Annotated in this window: 18 protein-coding genes and 10 tRNA genes; 23 read left to right on the forward strand and 5 right to left on the reverse strand. The window is 38.9% G+C overall.

Annotated features, from left to right (window positions below; translation table 11 throughout):
* The first annotated feature begins 36 nt into the window (after nucleotides 1-36).
* From ACNSN2_RS09335 to ACNSN2_RS09395, 13 genes are all read left to right on the forward strand, one after another.
* Entirely contained in the window at nucleotides 37-651 is a 615-nt protein-coding gene (locus ACNSN2_RS09335; protein WP_010388341.1) for a 50S ribosomal protein L25/general stress protein Ctc, read from the forward strand.
* A gap of 18 nt (nucleotides 652-669) precedes the next feature.
* Nucleotides 670-1,254, forward strand: a complete 585-nt coding sequence (gene pth / locus ACNSN2_RS09340; RefSeq protein ID WP_008115166.1) for an aminoacyl-tRNA hydrolase — start codon at nucleotides 670-672, stop codon at nucleotides 1,252-1,254.
* A gap of 55 nt (nucleotides 1,255-1,309) precedes the next feature.
* A complete protein-coding gene (ychF, locus tag ACNSN2_RS09345) occupies nucleotides 1,310-2,401 on the forward strand; it encodes a redox-regulated ATPase YchF (protein WP_008115165.1) in 1,092 nt (363 codons plus the stop codon).
* A gap of 320 nt (nucleotides 2,402-2,721) precedes the next feature.
* Nucleotides 2,722-2,798, forward strand: a tRNA-Met gene (locus tag ACNSN2_RS09350).
* A gap of 69 nt (nucleotides 2,799-2,867) precedes the next feature.
* Nucleotides 2,868-2,952 (forward strand) — tRNA-Leu (locus tag ACNSN2_RS09355).
* A gap of 39 nt (nucleotides 2,953-2,991) precedes the next feature.
* Nucleotides 2,992-3,066, forward strand: a tRNA-Gln gene (locus tag ACNSN2_RS09360).
* Nucleotides 3,067-3,071: 5 nt separating this feature from the next.
* A tRNA-Met gene (locus ACNSN2_RS09365) sits at nucleotides 3,072-3,148 on the forward strand.
* 93 nt (nucleotides 3,149-3,241) lie between these two features.
* Nucleotides 3,242-3,326 (forward strand) — tRNA-Leu (locus ACNSN2_RS09370).
* Nucleotides 3,327-3,367: 41 nt separating this feature from the next.
* Nucleotides 3,368-3,442 (forward strand) — tRNA-Gln (locus tag ACNSN2_RS09375).
* A gap of 66 nt (nucleotides 3,443-3,508) precedes the next feature.
* Nucleotides 3,509-3,593: transfer RNA gene (locus ACNSN2_RS09380), tRNA-Leu, on the forward strand.
* Nucleotides 3,594-3,633: 40 nt separating this feature from the next.
* A tRNA-Gln gene (locus ACNSN2_RS09385) sits at nucleotides 3,634-3,708 on the forward strand.
* Nucleotides 3,709-3,772: 64 nt separating this feature from the next.
* Nucleotides 3,773-3,857 (forward strand) — tRNA-Leu (locus ACNSN2_RS09390).
* 39 nt (nucleotides 3,858-3,896) lie between these two features.
* Nucleotides 3,897-3,971, forward strand: a tRNA-Gln gene (locus ACNSN2_RS09395).
* A gap of 154 nt (nucleotides 3,972-4,125) precedes the next feature.
* On the opposite strand, the gene ACNSN2_RS09400 is transcribed toward ACNSN2_RS09395, so the two are convergent.
* Complete coding sequence (locus ACNSN2_RS09400) at nucleotides 4,126-5,307, reverse strand: FAD-dependent monooxygenase (RefSeq protein ID WP_418607134.1); 1,182 nt, start codon at nucleotides 5,305-5,307, stop codon at nucleotides 4,126-4,128.
* A gap of 257 nt (nucleotides 5,308-5,564) precedes the next feature.
* Between ACNSN2_RS09400 and miaB the strand changes: the two genes are divergently transcribed.
* From miaB to ACNSN2_RS09435, 7 genes are read left to right on the forward strand one after another with little or no spacing between them, the layout of a single operon-like run.
* Complete coding sequence (gene miaB / locus ACNSN2_RS09405) at nucleotides 5,565-7,010, forward strand: tRNA (N6-isopentenyl adenosine(37)-C2)-methylthiotransferase MiaB (protein ID WP_418607135.1); 1,446 nt, start codon at nucleotides 5,565-5,567, stop codon at nucleotides 7,008-7,010.
* Between the two features lie 54 nt (nucleotides 7,011-7,064).
* Nucleotides 7,065-8,123, forward strand: a complete 1,059-nt coding sequence (locus ACNSN2_RS09410) for a PhoH family protein (RefSeq protein ID WP_010388333.1) — start codon at nucleotides 7,065-7,067, stop codon at nucleotides 8,121-8,123.
* 4 nt (nucleotides 8,124-8,127) lie between these two features.
* Nucleotides 8,128-8,586: an rRNA maturation RNase YbeY gene (gene ybeY / locus ACNSN2_RS09415; RefSeq protein ID WP_010388332.1), complete on the forward strand. Its 459-nt coding sequence runs from the start codon at nucleotides 8,128-8,130 to the stop codon at nucleotides 8,584-8,586.
* 22 nt (nucleotides 8,587-8,608) lie between these two features.
* Nucleotides 8,609-9,493, forward strand: coding sequence for a CNNM family magnesium/cobalt transport protein CorC (corC, locus tag ACNSN2_RS09420; RefSeq protein ID WP_010388331.1), 885 nt, complete (start codon nucleotides 8,609-8,611; stop codon nucleotides 9,491-9,493).
* Nucleotides 9,474-11,039: an apolipoprotein N-acyltransferase gene (gene lnt / locus ACNSN2_RS09425; RefSeq protein ID WP_418607137.1), complete on the forward strand. Its 1,566-nt coding sequence runs from the start codon at nucleotides 9,474-9,476 to the stop codon at nucleotides 11,037-11,039. Before corC ends, lnt begins: the two co-directional genes overlap by 20 nt.
* Nucleotides 11,040-11,068: 29 nt before the next feature.
* A complete protein-coding gene (locus tag ACNSN2_RS09430; RefSeq protein WP_138622769.1) occupies nucleotides 11,069-12,469 on the forward strand; it encodes an ATP-binding protein in 1,401 nt (466 codons plus the stop codon).
* Complete coding sequence (locus ACNSN2_RS09435; protein ID WP_418607138.1) at nucleotides 12,459-13,073, forward strand: HNH endonuclease; 615 nt, start codon at nucleotides 12,459-12,461, stop codon at nucleotides 13,071-13,073. Before ACNSN2_RS09430 ends, ACNSN2_RS09435 begins: the two co-directional genes overlap by 11 nt.
* Before the next feature lie 42 nt (nucleotides 13,074-13,115).
* Here ACNSN2_RS09435 and ACNSN2_RS09440 read toward each other — a convergent pair whose 3' ends face one another.
* Entirely contained in the window at nucleotides 13,116-14,126 is a 1,011-nt protein-coding gene (locus ACNSN2_RS09440; RefSeq protein ID WP_418607140.1) for an RDD family protein, read from the reverse strand.
* Nucleotides 14,127-14,359: 233 nt separating this feature from the next.
* On the opposite strand from ACNSN2_RS09440, the gene ACNSN2_RS09445 reads away from it, so the two are divergent.
* Together ACNSN2_RS09445 and ACNSN2_RS09450 are read left to right on the forward strand one after the other, a co-directional pair.
* The gene (locus ACNSN2_RS09445) at nucleotides 14,360-14,935 is read left to right on the forward strand and encodes a hypothetical protein (RefSeq protein ID WP_054202464.1); all 576 of its coding nucleotides are present in this window, start codon (nucleotides 14,360-14,362) and stop codon (nucleotides 14,933-14,935) included.
* Between the two features lie 17 nt (nucleotides 14,936-14,952).
* A complete protein-coding gene (locus tag ACNSN2_RS09450; RefSeq protein ID WP_138622763.1) occupies nucleotides 14,953-15,501 on the forward strand; it encodes a hypothetical protein in 549 nt (182 codons plus the stop codon).
* A gap of 67 nt (nucleotides 15,502-15,568) precedes the next feature.
* Here ACNSN2_RS09450 and ACNSN2_RS09455 read toward each other — a convergent pair whose 3' ends face one another.
* Together ACNSN2_RS09455 and ACNSN2_RS09460 are read right to left on the reverse strand one after the other, a co-directional pair.
* Nucleotides 15,569-16,021, reverse strand: a complete 453-nt coding sequence (locus ACNSN2_RS09455) for an ATPase (RefSeq protein WP_138622761.1) — start codon at nucleotides 16,019-16,021, stop codon at nucleotides 15,569-15,571.
* Between the two features lie 17 nt (nucleotides 16,022-16,038).
* Entirely contained in the window at nucleotides 16,039-16,614 is a 576-nt protein-coding gene (locus ACNSN2_RS09460; RefSeq protein ID WP_418607143.1) for a hypothetical protein, read from the reverse strand.
* Between the two features lie 147 nt (nucleotides 16,615-16,761).
* On the opposite strand from ACNSN2_RS09460, the gene ACNSN2_RS09465 reads away from it, so the two are divergent.
* The gene (locus tag ACNSN2_RS09465) at nucleotides 16,762-17,286 is read left to right on the forward strand and encodes a CIA30 family protein (RefSeq protein WP_054202460.1); all 525 of its coding nucleotides are present in this window, start codon (nucleotides 16,762-16,764) and stop codon (nucleotides 17,284-17,286) included.
* Between the two features lie 22 nt (nucleotides 17,287-17,308).
* Here the strand turns inward: ACNSN2_RS09465 and ACNSN2_RS09470 are convergent, their stop codons facing one another.
* Nucleotides 17,309-17,821, reverse strand: coding sequence for a hypothetical protein (locus ACNSN2_RS09470; protein WP_054202459.1), 513 nt, complete (start codon nucleotides 17,819-17,821; stop codon nucleotides 17,309-17,311).
* Nucleotides 17,822-17,878 lie beyond the last annotated feature (57 nt).

Here is a 17,878-nt window from a genome sequence, read left to right on the forward strand (position 1 = left end):
GCAAAGGCCCTAACACTTTTAATTATTGGAGACATCATGTCTAACACAACTTATACTTATGACGCTGAACTTCGCGTAGAAACTGGTACTGGTGCGAGCCGCCGCCTACGTCGCGAAGACAAAGTGCCGGCAATCCTTTATGGAGCTGATAAAGAAGCTTTATCGCTTACTTTTGAACATAAAGATATGATCAAAGCACAAGAAGACGAAGGCTTTTACACTCACATCCTTACATTAAATGTAGGTGGCGAGAAAGTTGAAGCTATCTTAAAAGATATCCAACGTCACCCTTTCAAGCCTAAGCTTACTCACCTTGATTTCCAACGTGTAGACGCAACTCACAAACTAGTAACTAAGGTTCCTTTACACTTCATCGGTGAAGATAAAGTAACTAAGTTAGGTGCAACTGTTGTTCACCAGTTAACTGAAGTTGAGATTTCTTGTCTTCCTAAGTCACTTCCAGAATTCATCGAAGTAGACGTATCTGATCTTGTAGCTGGTGATTCAATCCACCTTACAGATCTTGCGTTCCCTAAAGGTGTTCAATCTGTTGAGCTTGGTAAAGGCGAAGGCCACGATCAGTCTATCGTTACTATCAAAGCTAACAAAGCAGCTCCAACTGAAGACGACGCTTCAGACGCTGCAGAATAATATTTAAGGTCTCGCACCTTGAATTCTATTCAAATGCTTGTGGGCCTGGCTAATCCAGGCCCCGAATACGCAAATACACGCCACAACGCAGGTGCTTGGTTCATTCAAGAACTCGCTGCACGCTACAACTGCACGCTAAAACACGACCCTAAATATCACGGCCTTACTGGCAAAGTGATTATTCAAGGCAAAGAATTCAAATTACTGATCCCCACCACTTACATGAACTTAAGTGGCAAAGCGGTGAGTAGTTTAGCCAATTTTTTTAAAATCCCAGTGGAAGACATACTTGTCGCCCATGATGAATTGGATTTAGACCCAGGCGTTGCCAAATTAAAAAAAGGCGGCGGACATGGCGGTCATAATGGCTTAAAAGACATTATTGCAAAAATGGCAAATCAAAAAGACTTTATGCGCTTACGCATAGGTGTTGGTCATCCAGGACATCGTGAAATGGTCACCGGTTGGGTGCTTGGAAAAGCAGCCAAGGAAGATCAGGAAAAAATGGATGCCGCAGTTGATGAAGCAGTTCGTTGTATGGAAATACTTGCTAAAGACGGTGTGTTAAAAGCACAAAACAGACTACATTCGTTTAAACCCTAATTTTTAGGGGTATACGTACACACGTTTTAAACGAATCTAAACAAGGTATCTTACTATGGGTTTTAAATGTGGCATCGTTGGCTTGCCTAATGTTGGTAAATCAACACTTTTCAATGCATTGACTAAAGCGGGTATTGAAGCCGCTAATTTTCCTTTTTGTACCATTGAACCTAATACAGGTGTGGTACCGGTGCCAGATCCTCGCCTAGACGAACTTGCTAAAATTGTTAACCCACAACGTATTCTTACAACAAGTATGGAATTTGTGGATATTGCAGGTTTAGTTAAAGGTGCATCGAAAGGTGAAGGCCTAGGCAATCAGTTTTTAGCAAATATTCGTGAAACAGATGCGATTGGCCATGTAGTTCGCTGTTTTGAAGATGAAAACGTTATTCACGTAGCCGGTACTATTGACCCTGCGGATGACATTGACGTGATCAACACTGAGCTTGTGCTTGCTGATATGGACAGTGCTGATAAAGCAATTTTCCGTAATGCAAAAAAAGCAAAAGGCGGTGATAAAGACGCAAAAGAGCAAAATGCAGTACTTGAAAAAGTAAAAGTGCATCTTGATGAAGGCTTAACTTTACGTTCTTTAGCACTAACAAAAGAAGAAAAAGCAGCAATTGCACCTATTAACTTCTTAACCATCAAACCAACGATGTATATTGCCAACGTAGCAGAAGATGGATTTGAAAATAACCCACTACTTGATCGTGTACGTGAAATAGCTGCCGCTGAAGATGCGGTTGTAGTACCTGTGTGTGCCGCTATCGAGTCTGAGCTTTCTGAGCTTGAAGATGAAGACAAGTTAGAATTTATGGCTGACCTTGGTCTTGAAGAGCCAGGGCTTAACCTTGTTATTCGTGGCGGTTATGAATTACTGCACTTACAAACCTACTTTACTGCGGGTGTAAAAGAAGTTCGTGCATGGACTATCCCTGTGGGTGCAACAGCGCCACAAGCTGCAGGTAAAATCCATACCGACTTTGAACGTGGCTTTATCCGTGCACAAACAATTGCTTTTGATGACTTTATTGCATGTAAAGGCGAAAGCGGTGCAAAAGAAGCAGGTAAAATGCGTCAAGAAGGTAAAGAATACATTGTTAAAGATGGCGATGTAATGAACTTCTTATTCAACGTATAATTAAACATTGCACCACCTTGAGTGGCTAATGGTTTTGAAAGGCTCGTTTTTACGGGCCTTTTTACTTTTCAGCCGAATAAAAACAATAATTAGCTACTTTTACCATAGGCTCAGAATTGTAAAACAAAGCTATAATTACAATGCCACGCTGATAAAGAGTGTTAAAAAAGCAACGTTTTAATTAAAAAGTAGCCGGTTAGCCTATTTTTCCTGCAAACAAACCAACTTAAGTGTTTTTTTGCAAAAAAGGTGTTGACGAATTTGGGGCATATCAGCATAATACGCCCCGCACTCAGCGATGAAGTGCTAACAAAAAAGATGGCTAAGTAGCTCAGCTGGTTAGAGCACATCACTCATAATGATGGGGTCACAGGTTCAAATCCCGTCTTAGCCACCATTTGTTTTTTGTTGCTCAATGAAGAGTTTAAAATAACTACCATTTCTTTGATTAATTCAAAGTGATAATGCGGGAGTGGCGGAATTGGTAGACGCGCTGGATTTAGGTTCCAGTATCTTAGGATGTGAGAGTTCAAGTCTCTCCTTCCGCACCATATTCTTGATAAGAATTCAAACTATCAATTGTTTATTGTTGGGATATCGCCAAGCGGTAAGGCACCAGGTTTTGATCCTGGCATTCCCAGGTTCAAATCCTGGTATCCCAGCCAACAATGGCTAAGTAGCTCAGCTGGTTAGAGCACATCACTCATAATGATGGGGTCACAGGTTCAAATCCCGTCTTAGCCACCATTTCTTTTTAGAAGTGGCTCTGCAAGAGTTAAATTGCAACTCAATGAAGAGTTTAAAATAACTACCATTTCTTTGATTAATTCAAAGTGATATGCGGGAGTGGCGGAATTGGTAGACGCGCTGGATTTAGGTTCCAGTATCTTAGGATGTGAGAGTTCAAGTCTCTCCTTCCGCACCATATTCTTTGATAAGAATTAAAATTATCAGCAATTTCTTAGTTGGGATATCGCCAAGCGGTAAGGCACCAGGTTTTGATCCTGGCATTCCCAGGTTCAAATCCTGGTATCCCAGCCAACTTCTTCTACCAAAGAACGTTGAATTAAGAAATACTCTGTTAGGAGTCTAAATATAAATTTGTATGCGGGAGTGGCGGAATTGGTAGACGCGCTGGATTTAGGTTCCAGTATCTTAGGATGTGAGAGTTCAAGTCTCTCCTTCCGCACCACATTCTTGATAAGAATTAAAATTATCAGCAATTTCTTAGTTGGGATATCGCCAAGCGGTAAGGCACCAGGTTTTGATCCTGGCATTCCCAGGTTCAAATCCTGGTATCCCAGCCAACTTCTTCTACCAAAGAGCGTTGTATAAGAAAACTCTGTTAAGAGTATAAATATAAGCCTGTATGCGGGAGTGGCGGAATTGGTAGACGCGCTGGATTTAGGTTCCAGTATCTTAGGATGTGAGAGTTCAAGTCTCTCCTTCCGCACCATGTTCTTAACTAGAACTAAAACTCATCCAAATTTAGAGTTGGGATATCGCCAAGCGGTAAGGCACCAGGTTTTGATCCTGGCATTCCCAGGTTCAAATCCTGGTATCCCAGCCAATTTGCACACTTCTTTGATTACACTTCACGATTTATCCTCAATTCCAATTATATAATTTATATCTTTAATTTTTTTTACCTTTATAATTTACACCACTTTTTCTTGGGCATAAAAAAAGACCCAAATTTGAGCCTTTTAATAACTATAAGTATTTTAACTAAGCTCACCGCTTATTGCGTATTTCAGCACCCAGTTTTTTACCGGCCCTGTATTATTAGCTAACTTTAAAAATGTGCTGCGCGCCCATTTTAATGGGGCTATTTGATTTGAGAAACCAAAGTAACAAGCATCCATCATACTCATCATTAACAAATTAGCGTTACGACGACTACGCTCGTATTCTTTAAGCATTAGCGGGCACCCTACATCATCAGCTGTACGTAACACTTCAGCTAAAGCAGCTACATCTTGAAAGCCTAAATTAACACCCTGTCCTGCCAGAGGATTAATGGTGTGCGCCGCATCACCCACTAAAACGAGTCTGCCTTGTGAATAATTATTGGCATGCTGCCTTGCCAGAGGAAATATAGCATGGCTTTGTACTTCAAAATCACCAGCAAGCTTTGGAAACTTTTCAATAATATGGGCTTTTAATTCGCTAGGTTGTAGGGCTTTAAATGCTTTGAGGGTATTTGCATCGTCATACCAAATTAAATTTGCATAAGGTGCTTGCATAGGTAAAAACGCAACAGGCCCTGTAGGTGTAAACTGCTGCCATGTTTTAACTTGTTGTGGTGCATCGAGCTTTATTAGCACGCCCATACAATGCTGCTGATATTGCCAACCAGTTATACCAATATTGGCTTTGCTACGTAATTGTGATTGCCCACCATCCGCTGCAATGACTAAATCAGCAGTATAGCTTTGTTCGTTATAGTGCAAGCTAATGCTATCAGGGTTTTGCTCTATTGCCGTTAAAGCCGATGAAGGATTAATCATCTCAATATTATGTTGCTCAAATTGCTGCCATAAACTGGCTTGAATTAGCTTATTCTCAATCAAATGACCTAAATGGGTGGTATTAATAGCATGACAATCAAATAATAAATGATCGTTACTCCGTTCAAAGGTCTCTAATTGTTCATAGGGAGCCAATCTATTTGCTCGCAGTAATGGCATCGCACCGAGCTGATCAAGCAGTTTTTCCGAAAAGCGATTAATAGCCGAAACACGTATATCAACGTCATCACTGTTAAGTACCTGTGAGGCATCTATTGGATGTTTTTCAATAACACGTACGACTTTGCCTTGTTGCGCTAATTTAATAGCCATAGCGGCACCAACCATGCCGCCCCCTACTACAATTACATTATTTTTAGCCATGTTTTTCATCATTTTAATTCTGACTTAACTCTGCTTAGATTGTATCGTAATTAGTTTGCTCAGTGTGAGCGCTTCGCTTAATTCTATTATTAAACCCATACTATATTGATTTCAGATCACAAACATGAAATCTATACTTGGTTTTGAGCGTGTATCCAGCTAAAATACGCGTCCTTTAAGTCGAGCGAAATTTTAATAATTCCGCCACTTATACCTGTTTCTAGCACATATTTGTGCCACTATCGAATTGAACACGAGGCTATATTTCAATGAGCAAAAAGCTGCATATTAAAACCTGGGGTTGTCAGATGAACGAATACGACTCTCAGAAAATGGCTGATCTTCTAGATGCTACCAACGGCTATCAGCTAACTGAAGAAGCTGCTGATGCTGATGTTATCTTACTTAACACCTGTTCAATTCGTGAAAAAGCGCAAGAAAAAGTATTTCACCAACTAGGTCGTTGGAAGTTATTAAAAGATGACAAACCAGACCTTATTATTGGTGTTGGTGGCTGTGTTGCATCACAAGAAGGTGATTCAATTCGCCAACGTGCTCCGTTTGTAGATGTTATTTTTGGTCCACAAACTTTGCACCGTTTACCTGAGATGATTAAACAAGTACAAGGCGATAAAGGTTCATCTGTAGTTGATATTTCATTCCCTGAGATTGAAAAATTTGACCGCTTACCTGAACCTAAAGCGGAAGGTCCTTCTGCGTTTGTATCAATTATGGAAGGTTGTTCTAAATATTGTACTTTCTGTGTTGTGCCTTACACCCGTGGTGAAGAAGTAAGCCGCCCTGTTGATGATGTATTATTAGAAGTTGCACAGTTAGCCGAGCAAGGCGTACGTGAAGTTAACCTATTAGGTCAAAACGTAAATGCATACCGTGGTGATACACACGATGGTGAAATTTGCTATTTCTCAGATCTAATTCGCTTAGTGGCTGCAATTGACGGGATTGACCGTATTCGTTACACCACCTCACACCCTGTAGAGTTTACACCAGACATTATTGATGCGTACGCTAATGTGCCTGAGCTGGTTGATCACTTACACCTTCCAGTCCAAAGTGGTTCAGACCGTGTTTTAAACTTAATGAAACGCGGCCATACTGCTCTTGAGTACAAATCAACAATTCGTAAGCTACGTAAAATTCGCCCTAACCTAAGCATGTCGTCAGATTTCATTATAGGTTTCCCAGGTGAAAGCAAGGCCGACTTTGAAGCTACTATGAACCTTATCAACGATATTGGTTTTGATATGAGCTTTAGCTTTATTTACAGTGCACGCCCAGGTACGCCAGCGGCAGATTTACCAGATGACGTAACCGAGCAAGAGAAAAAAGAGCGCCTGTACTTATTGCAAAACCGTATTACGCAAATGGCACAGCAAATTAGCCGCCAAATGTTTGATACTGAGCAACGTATTTTAGTTGAAGGTCCTTCTAAGAAGAACCCGATGGAACTACGTGGCCGAACTGAAAATAACCGTGTAGTTAACTTTGTTGGCCCACACACAGTGATCGGTCAGTTTGTTGATGTACGTATTACCGAAGCGTTACCAAACTCTTTACGTGGCGACTTAATTCGTACAGAATCAGAAATGAACTTACGCCGCGAAATTGCGCCTTCTGCTATTTTAACCAAAGCAGCGAGTGAGCAAAAAACCGAGACAGCTAACGAAATTGGCGTTGCTACTTTCGTACCTTAGTTGCAAAAATTCATTGCGCCAGTTAACGCTGGCGCACTGTAATAGGAAGTAATTTTGAGTAATCAGTTAAAAACATTAGAGATTTATTTAGAACCTGCCGACAACAAACGCCTTTCTTCATTATGTGGCCCGTTTGACGAAAACATCAAACAAATTGAACGCCGTCTAGGTGTTGAAATTATTCATCGTGATAACTTTTTTAAAGTAACCGGTAAACTACACAGTAGCGCCGGCGCGGTAGAGATCTTAAAAAACCTTTATATTGATACTCAACCTGTACGTGGGGAAATTGGCGAAATTGAGCCTGACAACGTACATTTAGCCATCACTGAGTCTAAAGCGCTTGAGCAAGATGTTGCACACAGTGCTTATGGCAAAGAAATGATGATTAAAACCCGTCGTGGCGTTATTAAACCGCGAAACGATAACCAAGGCTTGTATGTTGCTAATATTTTGCACCACGACATTACCTTTGGTATTGGCCCTGCAGGTACAGGTAAAACCTATCTTGCTGTTGCAGCGGCAGTTGATGCACTAGAGCGCCAAGAAATACGCCGTATATTGCTCACTCGCCCTGCGGTTGAAGCGGGTGAAAAACTCGGTTTTTTACCGGGTGACTTAAGCCAAAAAATAGACCCTTACTTACGCCCACTTTACGATGCCTTATTTGAAATGCTTGGCTTTGAGCGTGTTGAAAAACTGATTGAAAAAAACATCATTGAAATTGCGCCATTGGCTTACATGCGTGGGCGCACACTTAATGATGCGTTTATTATTTTAGATGAAAGCCAAAATACCACTACAGAGCAAATGAAAATGTTCTTAACCCGTATTGGTTTTAATTCTAAAGCAGTGATCACCGGCGATATAACCCAAGTTGATTTACCTCGGGGTGCGCGCTCAGGTCTTCGCCATGCTATTGAAGTGTTAGATGGCGTTGATGAAATTAGCTTTAACTTTTTCAAATCGCACGATGTGGTACGCCACCCTGTAGTAGCCCGCATTGTAGAAGCGTATGAGCGCAACGATGAGCGTGAACGCCTTAAGCGATTAGAGAAACAACAAGCCAAAGAAGCGCTTGCCGCTCAAGAGCAACCTGCTACTAAAGAGTAATACCGTGAAAACAGAACTTGATTTACAAATAGCGTGTGAGTTTGACAACTTACCCAGCCTTGAGCAGTTTGCCATGTGGGCCGATAAAGTACTTAGCCAATATCGTGATGAGTCTGAGCTGACCATTGTCATCAGCGATGAAGAACAGTCGCAACAGCTCAATAATGACTACCGAGGTAAAAATAAGCCTACCAACGTATTATCATTTGAATTTGAAGCGCCACCGGGTATTGATATCCCACTTGTGGGTGACTTAATTATTTGTCCTGCCATTGTTTTGGCTGAGGCGCAAGAGCAAGAAAAGTCATTTCATGACCACTTTGCTCATATGGTTATTCATGGATGCTTGCATTTACTTGGATTTGACCATATAAAGAGTGAAGACGCGTTAGAGATGGAAAGCATAGAAAAGCAATTACTTGCTGAACTAAACATAGCAGACCCATATCGGGACGATATTTAAATAAACGGAGCAATTAGACGTAATGAGCGACGATAACTCGCAATCTAGCCAGGGTTCTTCTGGCAAAACTTGGCTGGGTCGTATAACCCAGATGTTGCAAGGGGAACCCCAGAATAGAGAAGAGCTGGTTGAGGTAATTGCCGATGCCCAAGAGCGGGATGTAATCGATCCTGAAACCAAAGAAATGATTGAAGGTGTGCTTGGCGTGTCTGAGCTCAAAGTGCGAGATATTATGATCCCGCGCTCACAAATGGTCACTTTGGAAATTGATAGCCCGCTTGAAGAGCACATACCTATGATGGTTGACTCTACCCACTCTCGTTTCCCGGTAGTGTGTGAAGATAAAGACCATGTAGAAGGGATTTTACTCGCAAAAGACTTATTACCCCTCATTTTAAATAAAGATGAGCATTTACCATCGCTACGTGACTATTTGCGCCCTGCCATGGTAGTGCCTGAAAGTAAACGGGTGGATACCCTGCTTAATGAATTTCGTCAGCAACGCTACCATATGGCGATTGTAATTGATGAATACGGCGGTGTATCGGGTTTAGTAACCATTGAAGATATTCTTGAGATCATTGTAGGCGAAATCGAAGATGAGCACGATGAAGAAGAAGAACAACAAGATATTCGTCAACTGGCTAAGCATGTTTACGTTGTGCAGGCACTGACCCCTGTAGATGACTTTAACGAGCATTTTAAATCAGGTTACAGCTCGCAAGATGCCGACACTATTGGTGGTACCGTGTTACACGCCTTTGGCCATATGCCGAGCCGTGGCGAAACCATCGATATAGAGGGATTTCAGTTTAAAGTAACCAATTCTGATAATCGTCGTATATTGCAACTGCAAGTCACGATTCCTAAGGCTGATGATAACGACAGTGAAGAAACTGCTAACTAGTCTCACCCTACTAGCAAAAGATAAAAAAGCATGGCTCGCACTGGTTGCGGGCCTTGTTTTAACTTTTAGCTACGCTCCTTTTGGTATTTGGCCGATTGTATTTTTTAGCATAGGCTCGCTATTTTTTTGTATTCCTGCAAACCTCAATGGAAAAGTACATGCTAAAACAGCCGCTAAATATGGCTTTATATTTGGTCTAGGCTGGTTTGGTGCAGGTATAAGTTGGGTACATGTTTCTATCGCCACCTTTGGCGGTATGCCACTTATCGCCTCAATTGCATTAATGGCACTGCTTTGTAGCTACCTTGCGTTATTTCCTGCGCTGGCGCTGTGGGCAACCACTCGCTTTTCAAACGGCTCTATAAGTTTTGCAGCGCTATTACTCCCTTGTTTTGCTATTAGTGAATATTTGCGTGCCAACCTGTTAACTGGTTTTCCTTGGTTAAGCTTTGGTTATACACAAACCGATAGCCCTCTGAATGCCTTTGCTCCTTTAATTGGTGAATTTGGGCTCACACTATTATGTATTGCCATAGGCTTTGCATTGTACAGCTTAACGCAAAAACAATTTAAAATGCCTGTTGTTACCGCTGCTGTGGTTTTGCTTGCCTTCACAGGCGCACACTTTACAAAGGTAACCCATTACTCCGATAAAGACCTCTCTGTGCTGCTTGTACAAGGTAATATAAAACAACACTTGCGGTTTGACCCCAGTGAGTTTTGGACCACCATGAGTAAGTATCAGGATATGACGCGCCGTCACTGGGATGCCGATTTAATCGTGTGGCCTGAAGCTGCAGTGCCTGAGATAGAAGCGCTTGCCGATTCGTATTTAGCAGGTTTAGACAGTGCCGCCTCATTCAATAAAACTGCATTAGTGACCGGTATTGTCGATTACCAACGCGACACTAAAACCATTTTCAATACGCTAATTGTGGTCGGTAACAAAGAGCAAAATGATGAACACGGCCACTATCGTTACTTAGACAGTAACCGCTATCAAAAACATCAATTACTGCCGATTGGTGAGTTTGTTCCCTTTGAAGACATACTACGCCCCATAGCTCCGTTATTTGATTTGCCTATGTCATCGTTCTCTCGCGGAGATAAAGTACAAGATAATTTACGTGCGAATGGCTTTAACCTGCTGCCCGCTATTTGTTACGAAATAGTATTTGCCGATTTAGTGCGTGGTAACTACAAAAGCGACTCAGACATATTATTTACGGTGAGTAATGATGCTTGGTTTGGTGATTCAATCGGCCCCCACCAGCATATGCAAATTGCCCGTATGCGCGCCCTTGAACTTCAGCGTCCATTAGTGCGTGTTACCAACAACGGCATAAGCGGTGTATACGACCCCATAAGCCAAACACGCCAAACTATGCCACAGTTTGAAGCTACCACACTCAAAGCCAATATAAAGCTAATACAAGGGGATAGCGTGTATAGCCAATACGGCAATGGATTTGTATGGGGGTTTATATTGTTATTGGGTATGATTGGATTTGGGGTTAGGTTTACAGTAAATTCAAGCAAAGGCTAAATAGTCTTCAAATGTAAAAAGGTGTGGAAATGGGATTTCGAGCACGAAATATAGGTAGTATTAAGCTTTTTAATGGTATCGATAATGAAAAGCACGCCTTTACCGTTGTTGTGGGTGATAATGGCAGTGGTAAAACAGAGCTTTTGCTGGATATCTACAGAAAGTATTATTCAAAATATGCAGAGCTATACAAACCTCAAACACAGACTGGTAAAGATAAACTTCGCCGATTAAATGATAAAAGTGATTACGAAACTCTTAGGCTTATATTTGGGGCTGAATTCCCACAAAAAGTAATATGCGCCTCAACGAGCCAATTTGAGCGCTTCCAAAGTGAATTTAAGGCCGATGAATATGAATGGTTATCTGAAGTATATTCATATATCGGCTCTAAGCCATACATACAAGATTTAAGCCCTTCAGTGCGTATAGCATCAAATGCAATAAAACAACTACTCATACAGCAAACATTTGAACTACGCAAAGCCAATGCGCTAAAAGCATTTCTAGATGAATTTGGCTTTAGTAGCGTACTAAAGATTAAATTAACCCCAACAATCACAGAAGATGAACTTATCACTATATCTTCTGGAGATATTAAAAATATTTCTTTAGAGGCACAACTGAAACTTCAAGCTGCAGCCTACCACTTTGAGAAAATTGAGCTTTTAAATTTGCTTTCAAAACTCGAAACTGTTTATACCTCACCTGAAATTTTATTAAGCCTTAGTAATCAATCTTTAAAATTAATACCGACAAGTTTAGGTTATAGTATTGAATTTGATAAAAGGGAGTTGTCTGATTTAATACGTTCAGGTTTAGTCGTTGTAGCAGATATTGAAACAGTCAAAGATCAATCTTCAAAAACAAATTACTTATCGCCAGATGCCAAAGTCAAATCTCTATCAGCTCGAAGTTCTGGTGAGCAATGTCTTTTTTTACTCTTTCTAGGAGTCGTGGCTTCAATTGAAGATAACTCATTAGTATTAATTGATGAACCAGAAATAAGTTTGCATCCTACTTGGCAAGAGCGGTTTGTAGATATTTTAAATCAATCTCTGAATACTTACTCTGGTTGTCATTTTATTATTGCGACTCACTCGCCACTGATAGTTTCAAATATATCGACAACAAACTGTGAAATTTTAAATATTCAAAAAAATAGTTTATCCGATGCATCGGAGCATTATTTACGCTCCTCAGACTATCAGCTTGTAAATATTTTTGAATCACCAGGTCACAGTAATGAATATCTGCTTAAAATTTCTATGCATATTTACTCAAAAGTCAAAACATACAAGTTCTTTGACGAACTAGATATTAAACATCTGCAAATGCTTAATCGTATGAAACTAAAAATGAGTCGCGATGACCCTATATTGGAACTCATTGACTCTTTGAATGAGGTATTTAAAGTTTATGGACAATGAGTTAAAAGCAATAGAATTTACTAAAGAGCAAAAAGCCCTAATTAAAGAAGTTATGGAGTCTCCAGAATTTAATCATGTTGATTGGTCTAATGATAGTTTAGAGAGCTTAAGATCAAGCATAAGAAGCCACTATCGCAATGCCCAAAAATTTTTATGCTGCTATTGTAAAAACCCTGTTAGTTTAACAAGTGCTGCTAATTGCCAAGTTGAGCATATAGCTCCAAAGTCTCGATATAAAAATTTTATTTTTACTGCTAAAAACCTTTGTGTCGCATGCGCTGACTGTAATAGTGCAAAGCAAAGTATCGATGTAATAAAACCTTTACCTTCTAATAAGAAAAGAACTAGATATCCGACTACATCACAGTTTTTAATTGTACATCCTCATTTTGACATTTACTCTGAACACATTAGAAAATTCGGAGAAAGATTTTATTTTCCACGTACAAAGAAAGGTGAAAATACACGCACTATATGTAAGTTAGACAAAGGTATTGAAGCCCTCGGTTACTTTGATTCACCAGAATCCCTTAAAGATTTTGAACTAATCGCCCAAATAATGGATGCAACTGTAAAAAAGATACAAACAAAAAAAATATATTAAAAAAGTTGCTGATTGAATCAATATAATACGGCACTGCTGAAATTAACTTTTAACAGTCTCTTCTACCGTTTGCACATTTACAACTTGGTTAATACTCCCTTTAATAACCACCGTGGCTGATATTTTATCTTGAATGGCTTGCCTGTTTGGATCCCAGTAAACTTGTAAAAAACCTAACAAGCCAGTGGCAAAACCTGCACCGTAACCACCGTAGCGGCCAAAACAATCAAGTAAACCCAGTGATTCACCACTTAATGCAACCACTCTGGTGTTACAGAGCTTTTTACCAGGGGTTTGACCGCGCCATAATAAAGAAAACAGTGTGAAGTACACAGCCGCCCAGCCAAAACCCAAACCTAAATCTTGAATAATACCTTTGCCCCACTGCAAAATACTGTGTGTGGTTGTTTGTGCGGGTTTATCTTCTGTTAACTGCGCAAGCTTTAATCCGTTATTTTCACCAAGCACTAATAATTGTAAAAATGCTTTTGCAAGTTGTGGGTTTTGTAGGTCGTCCATTTCGGCTAATTTGGGTACTTGCCCAATCAAATTATCAAGTGCATTTTGTTGACAAGATTGCTCACAGCTTTCGTCGTCTGTTTGCACTAAGTAGGCATTTACCTGCTTTTTTTTTGTGGAAGTAAGCTGAATGTCATCCTGTATTTTTAAGCCTTGAACAGTTAAGCCTTGAGCAGAGTCATCGCCTTCTAAGTAATCTATGCCAATTGAAAGCACAGCAAGAGCGCTTACAAATAAAATACTTGCTGCTACTATTTTTAATATTCTTCGCCACACACTCGACATTTTAGGAAGGTATTGCTGCGCCGTTCCTTTGTAAAAAGCCATCGCAGCAACGAATGCAATAATAGTCGCACTGAGCTTTGCAGCTAAGAATATTAATGCAACATCTATAATCATTGCTAATGCGCGCCGAGTCGGCGAAGCCAAAGGCAAGCCAAGTAAAGCATTATCAACCTCAAAGGCATACGGCGTGATCACTTCTCGAGTTTCGGCTTTAGATAACGCTAATTGTTCTAATTCTTGTGCTTTCATTATTATACTTGTTATTAAAATAGGTAACGCGGTTAAATTACGCGCTTTTTAATTTTTGCTCAAGCGAACTCATCTTTATTTAAAATAAAAAACACCTCAAAACAAAAAACATCAAACACAAAAGTTACAACCATTTACAAATATAAAGTTAACATTATTTACAATACAACTACAAAACATATATTATCAATAAAACTACTTTTTCTTTAAAAATTAAATATATGGAGTATATTTTGAAGTTATTAACTAACATGTTTTTCTTGTTTTCGGTACTTGTTTTAAGTGGCTGTGCCCACCAGATAAGTTTAAATCCAGACACTGAAAAACTTCAGCTTTCAGAAAATAAATCAATATCTGTTGTAGGTTATTATATTTCTGAAGATGATATTAAAAAACAAGTAAAAACACCTGGTGGTGGTGGCGATAATGTTAGTTACAAACCTTATAAAGACACAGAAGCTGCATTATATACTGTACTTTCTAATAAATTTGAAAACGTTTATAAGCTTGAATCCTTAACTGATAATACATTTTTACAAGACAATAAAATTGAATATGTATTTATACCTACAATAACAACTGAATCTAGTTCAGATAGTTTATTTACATGGCCACCTACAGAGTTTACTTTCACGTTAAACTGTAAAACTTTAAATAACAATGGCGATATAGCATGGAATACTGAAGTTAAAGGTTTTGGCAAAGCTGAATTTGATGAGTTTAAAAACGACTTTTCTTTATCAGCAAAGCGTGCAACAGAAGAAGCATTTAACAAACTAGTTGTAGAGTTAGAGCAGTCAAAACTATGAGTAAGGAAAGAATTAAAATGAAGTATAGAAGTTCAATAGGATTAATCGGGGTTTTATTCTTAAGTGCATGTACAATTCAAGTGCCTCCTTATAGTGCAGACATTGGTAACGTTTCAAAATTAAAGCAAGAAACGGCTTCCCCTCTATCTGTTGGCACAATTAAATCTGAAAAGAAACTAAATAAAATTTCACTTAGAGGCTCACCTCTTATTTCATCTGTAGGCAACAGTTATGGTAAATATATTGAAAATGCTTTGTTGCAAGAGCTTAAGTTAGCCAAGCTTTGGTCTGGTGTTGCTAAAAAGCAAGTAACTGGCAAAGTAATTGACCAAGATATTGATGTTACGGGTTTCTCCGAGGGAAGTTCATTTATAAAAGTAAACTTTATCGTTTCAGAAGAGAATATTATCTTATTCGAAAAAGAAATCATGGCCGAACACACTTTTGACTCTTCATTTATGGGAGCGATCGCTATCCCTAATGGTCAAAAAAGCTACGTAGAGTTAGTTCAAAAATTACTAACAAACCTATATGCAGATGAAGAGTTTATTGCCTCAATAAAATAACTCTATTACATCTATTTCAAATAAAAAAGAGTCATATTTCGTATGGCTCTTTTTATTTAAACTTACCCTAAAACCACTTAATTTTAAGCTTTGTCGAGTGAACTTTACTTGCTTGTGATCTAAATAAATTGCATTTAATGTCAACATAGCTAACTTCGCTAGGTTCTAAAAAGCTGTCTGTGCTTTTGCCTACACAATTACCAATAAACTTGCCACTTTCGTCAAATGTAGAAGCAATAACGGTTCCCGTATAAATGCTCTCGTTAGTAATATTTTTTAATTCAGCTGCGATTCTTACTTGACCATTTTCTTTGTATATTTCAGAAAGAGTTAGATTATAGTCATTGTTAAATTCATCACTTGTTTCTAATGCTTTATTAGAAACCATTGTTTTAAATCCACTGTCAACATCAGCGGCAATTGTCAGGGCGAATGCACTAATACCGCCAAGCATTGCTATTACAAACCCAATTCCCCAAAAAAAACCTTTTATGCTCTCATTAAAATTATTACTTTTCATTTAATTCCCTTTCGTTTTTACCATTGTATTTCGTTAACAAGATAGCCAAAGTAACTTTTTTCGCCGACTAAGTTCACTTTTGTATTTTTAAGTTTTAAAAGCTTGTGCTTATCTAAATACCACCTGATGGTATGCTGTTTGTTTGTAGATGTATCTGCAAAGAGTAAACGAACGCAATTCGGCTCATAATCGCTATAACAAGCTTCAGACTCAACTAAGATATATTCTTCAGACCAATAATCGCCTAAATGATAATGCGCCCATAGTTGAATCGGCGCACAAATGACAGCCCAAAGATATGCATACAGCAAAATAGGTATCATAATGATACTTAAATATTTAAGGATAACCCCTTCTTGATCAAAGTGAGTATTAAACTCTTCTTTTGCATTTGGCGTTTTTATTAAATGAAATAGAAAGGCACACACTAAAGAAATAGTAATAAAGCCTAAAACCCAAGAACTTAAAAAGTCATAAAAACGGTTAGGGATAAAGGAGGGGTCGATTGAAGTGTACCACTCATAAATACCAACAGGGCCGAGCATCATAACAATAAATGCTATGATAATGAGAATCACAGGCTTTTTTGTCATATAAATTAATATCCTTATGCTCTATGACATCTTTAATTTAGCTGATATTTTAATTAAGGATTGCCTTATCCCAGTATTAAAATAATTATGTGAACAATTATTACATCAAAACGTATTATTGTTAATAATGGTTTTAAGGAATTACTCATGACCGCCAAACAACTCTCATCACTTTTTGTGTTTAACTTACTGTTTGCCACCACCGAGGCAAACGCCAATGCTCGCTGGTATGTGGTTAATGATTCGGTGATGGGTGGCATTTCTAATAGTCAGGTTTTACAAAATGACGGCAATTTAGTGTTTACAGGCAACGTATCGCTTGCAAACAATGGAGGGTTTGCTTCTATCCGTACGCTATTAGATGTAAAAAACCAAAACATTACTAAAATAGTGCTGCGTGTTAAGGGCGATGGTCAAACCTACCAATTACGTTTAAGAACTAATGAGTACATGGATGGGGCGGCTTATACACATTCGTTCAGTACCACGAAAAGTGAGTGGCTTAATATTGAGTTTTTACCTGAAGATTTTCAGCTTACTTTTCGCGGCCGTTTACTTGAACAACAGCCTACAATTAGCTTCAAAGAGATAAAGCAGCTTGGCTTTATGATTGCTGGTAAGCAGGCGGGGGAATTTAGGTTTGAGGTAGAAAAAATTGAGTTTAAAAACTAACTTCTCTGCGTACATTACAAGGTTAAACAGTGAAGTCGTCGCCTCGCCTTTTCATTTCGTTGATTACTAGCTCAATAATTTGTTGTTTTATTGCTGCCTGCTGAGACTTTACCTCACTAAGTTGCAGCTCCAATCTATTTATCTCTTCTTGTTGTTGCTCGGTTTTATACTTTTTAGCTCCCATATGCTCAGCATCCATAGTCAACTGATAGACCTCTTCAGCTGGCCCATATTGGCTATTATCAATGGTTAAACTCCGTTGTACCGTACTCTGCTTAAGCTTATTTACTTGTTCTTGTAATGCAACCACTTGCTGGGTGAAATATTTATATGCCTTTTCTAAATTTTGATATTGCTCAGCAAATGTTGCGTTATCTTCGCTGTATTTTTGAACCTTCGCATCTAAAAACTCTGATAAAACATAGTCAGGTTGTTCTTGTGATTCATCATCTTTAGGTTGCGGCTCTGTTTCTACTAAAGCCTGATTGTTATAATTAGATGCTTGATATTGAATTGAGGCGGTTGAAATCTTCATTATTTTATCCCTAAAATAAATTTGTCACTATTTTAGGTATCGACTGATATTTTAAAT

Origin of the sequence: Pseudoalteromonas sp. US3C1013 (assembly GCF_048401115.1) — a bacterium.
Taxonomy (GTDB): Bacteria; Pseudomonadota; Gammaproteobacteria; order Enterobacterales; family Alteromonadaceae; genus Pseudoalteromonas; species Pseudoalteromonas undina.

Coding starts and splice junctions, on each gene's coding strand:
- ACNSN2_RS09335 (WP_010388341.1), top strand. CDS start 37: ATGTCTAACACAACTTATACTTATGACGCTGAACTTCGCGTAGAAACT.
- ychF (WP_008115165.1), top strand. CDS start 1,310: ATGGGTTTTAAATGTGGCATCGTTGGCTTGCCTAATGTTGGTAAATCA.
- ACNSN2_RS09400 (WP_418607134.1), bottom strand. CDS start 5,307: ATGATGAAAAACATGGCTAAAAATAATGTAATTGTAGTAGGGGGCGGC.
- miaB (WP_418607135.1), top strand. CDS start 5,565: ATGAGCAAAAAGCTGCATATTAAAACCTGGGGTTGTCAGATGAACGAA.
- corC (WP_010388331.1), top strand. CDS start 8,609: ATGAGCGACGATAACTCGCAATCTAGCCAGGGTTCTTCTGGCAAAACT.
- ACNSN2_RS09430 (WP_138622769.1), top strand. CDS start 11,069: ATGGGATTTCGAGCACGAAATATAGGTAGTATTAAGCTTTTTAATGGT.
- ACNSN2_RS09435 (WP_418607138.1), top strand. CDS start 12,459: ATGGACAATGAGTTAAAAGCAATAGAATTTACTAAAGAGCAAAAAGCC.
- ACNSN2_RS09440 (WP_418607140.1), bottom strand. CDS start 14,126: ATGAAAGCACAAGAATTAGAACAATTAGCGTTATCTAAAGCCGAAACT.
- ACNSN2_RS09450 (WP_138622763.1), top strand. CDS start 14,953: ATGAAGTATAGAAGTTCAATAGGATTAATCGGGGTTTTATTCTTAAGT.
- ACNSN2_RS09455 (WP_138622761.1), bottom strand. CDS start 16,021: ATGAAAAGTAATAATTTTAATGAGAGCATAAAAGGTTTTTTTTGGGGA.
- ACNSN2_RS09460 (WP_418607143.1), bottom strand. CDS start 16,614: ATGACAAAAAAGCCTGTGATTCTCATTATCATAGCATTTATTGTTATG.
- ACNSN2_RS09465 (WP_054202460.1), top strand. CDS start 16,762: ATGACCGCCAAACAACTCTCATCACTTTTTGTGTTTAACTTACTGTTT.
- ACNSN2_RS09470 (WP_054202459.1), bottom strand. CDS start 17,821: ATGAAGATTTCAACCGCCTCAATTCAATATCAAGCATCTAATTATAAC.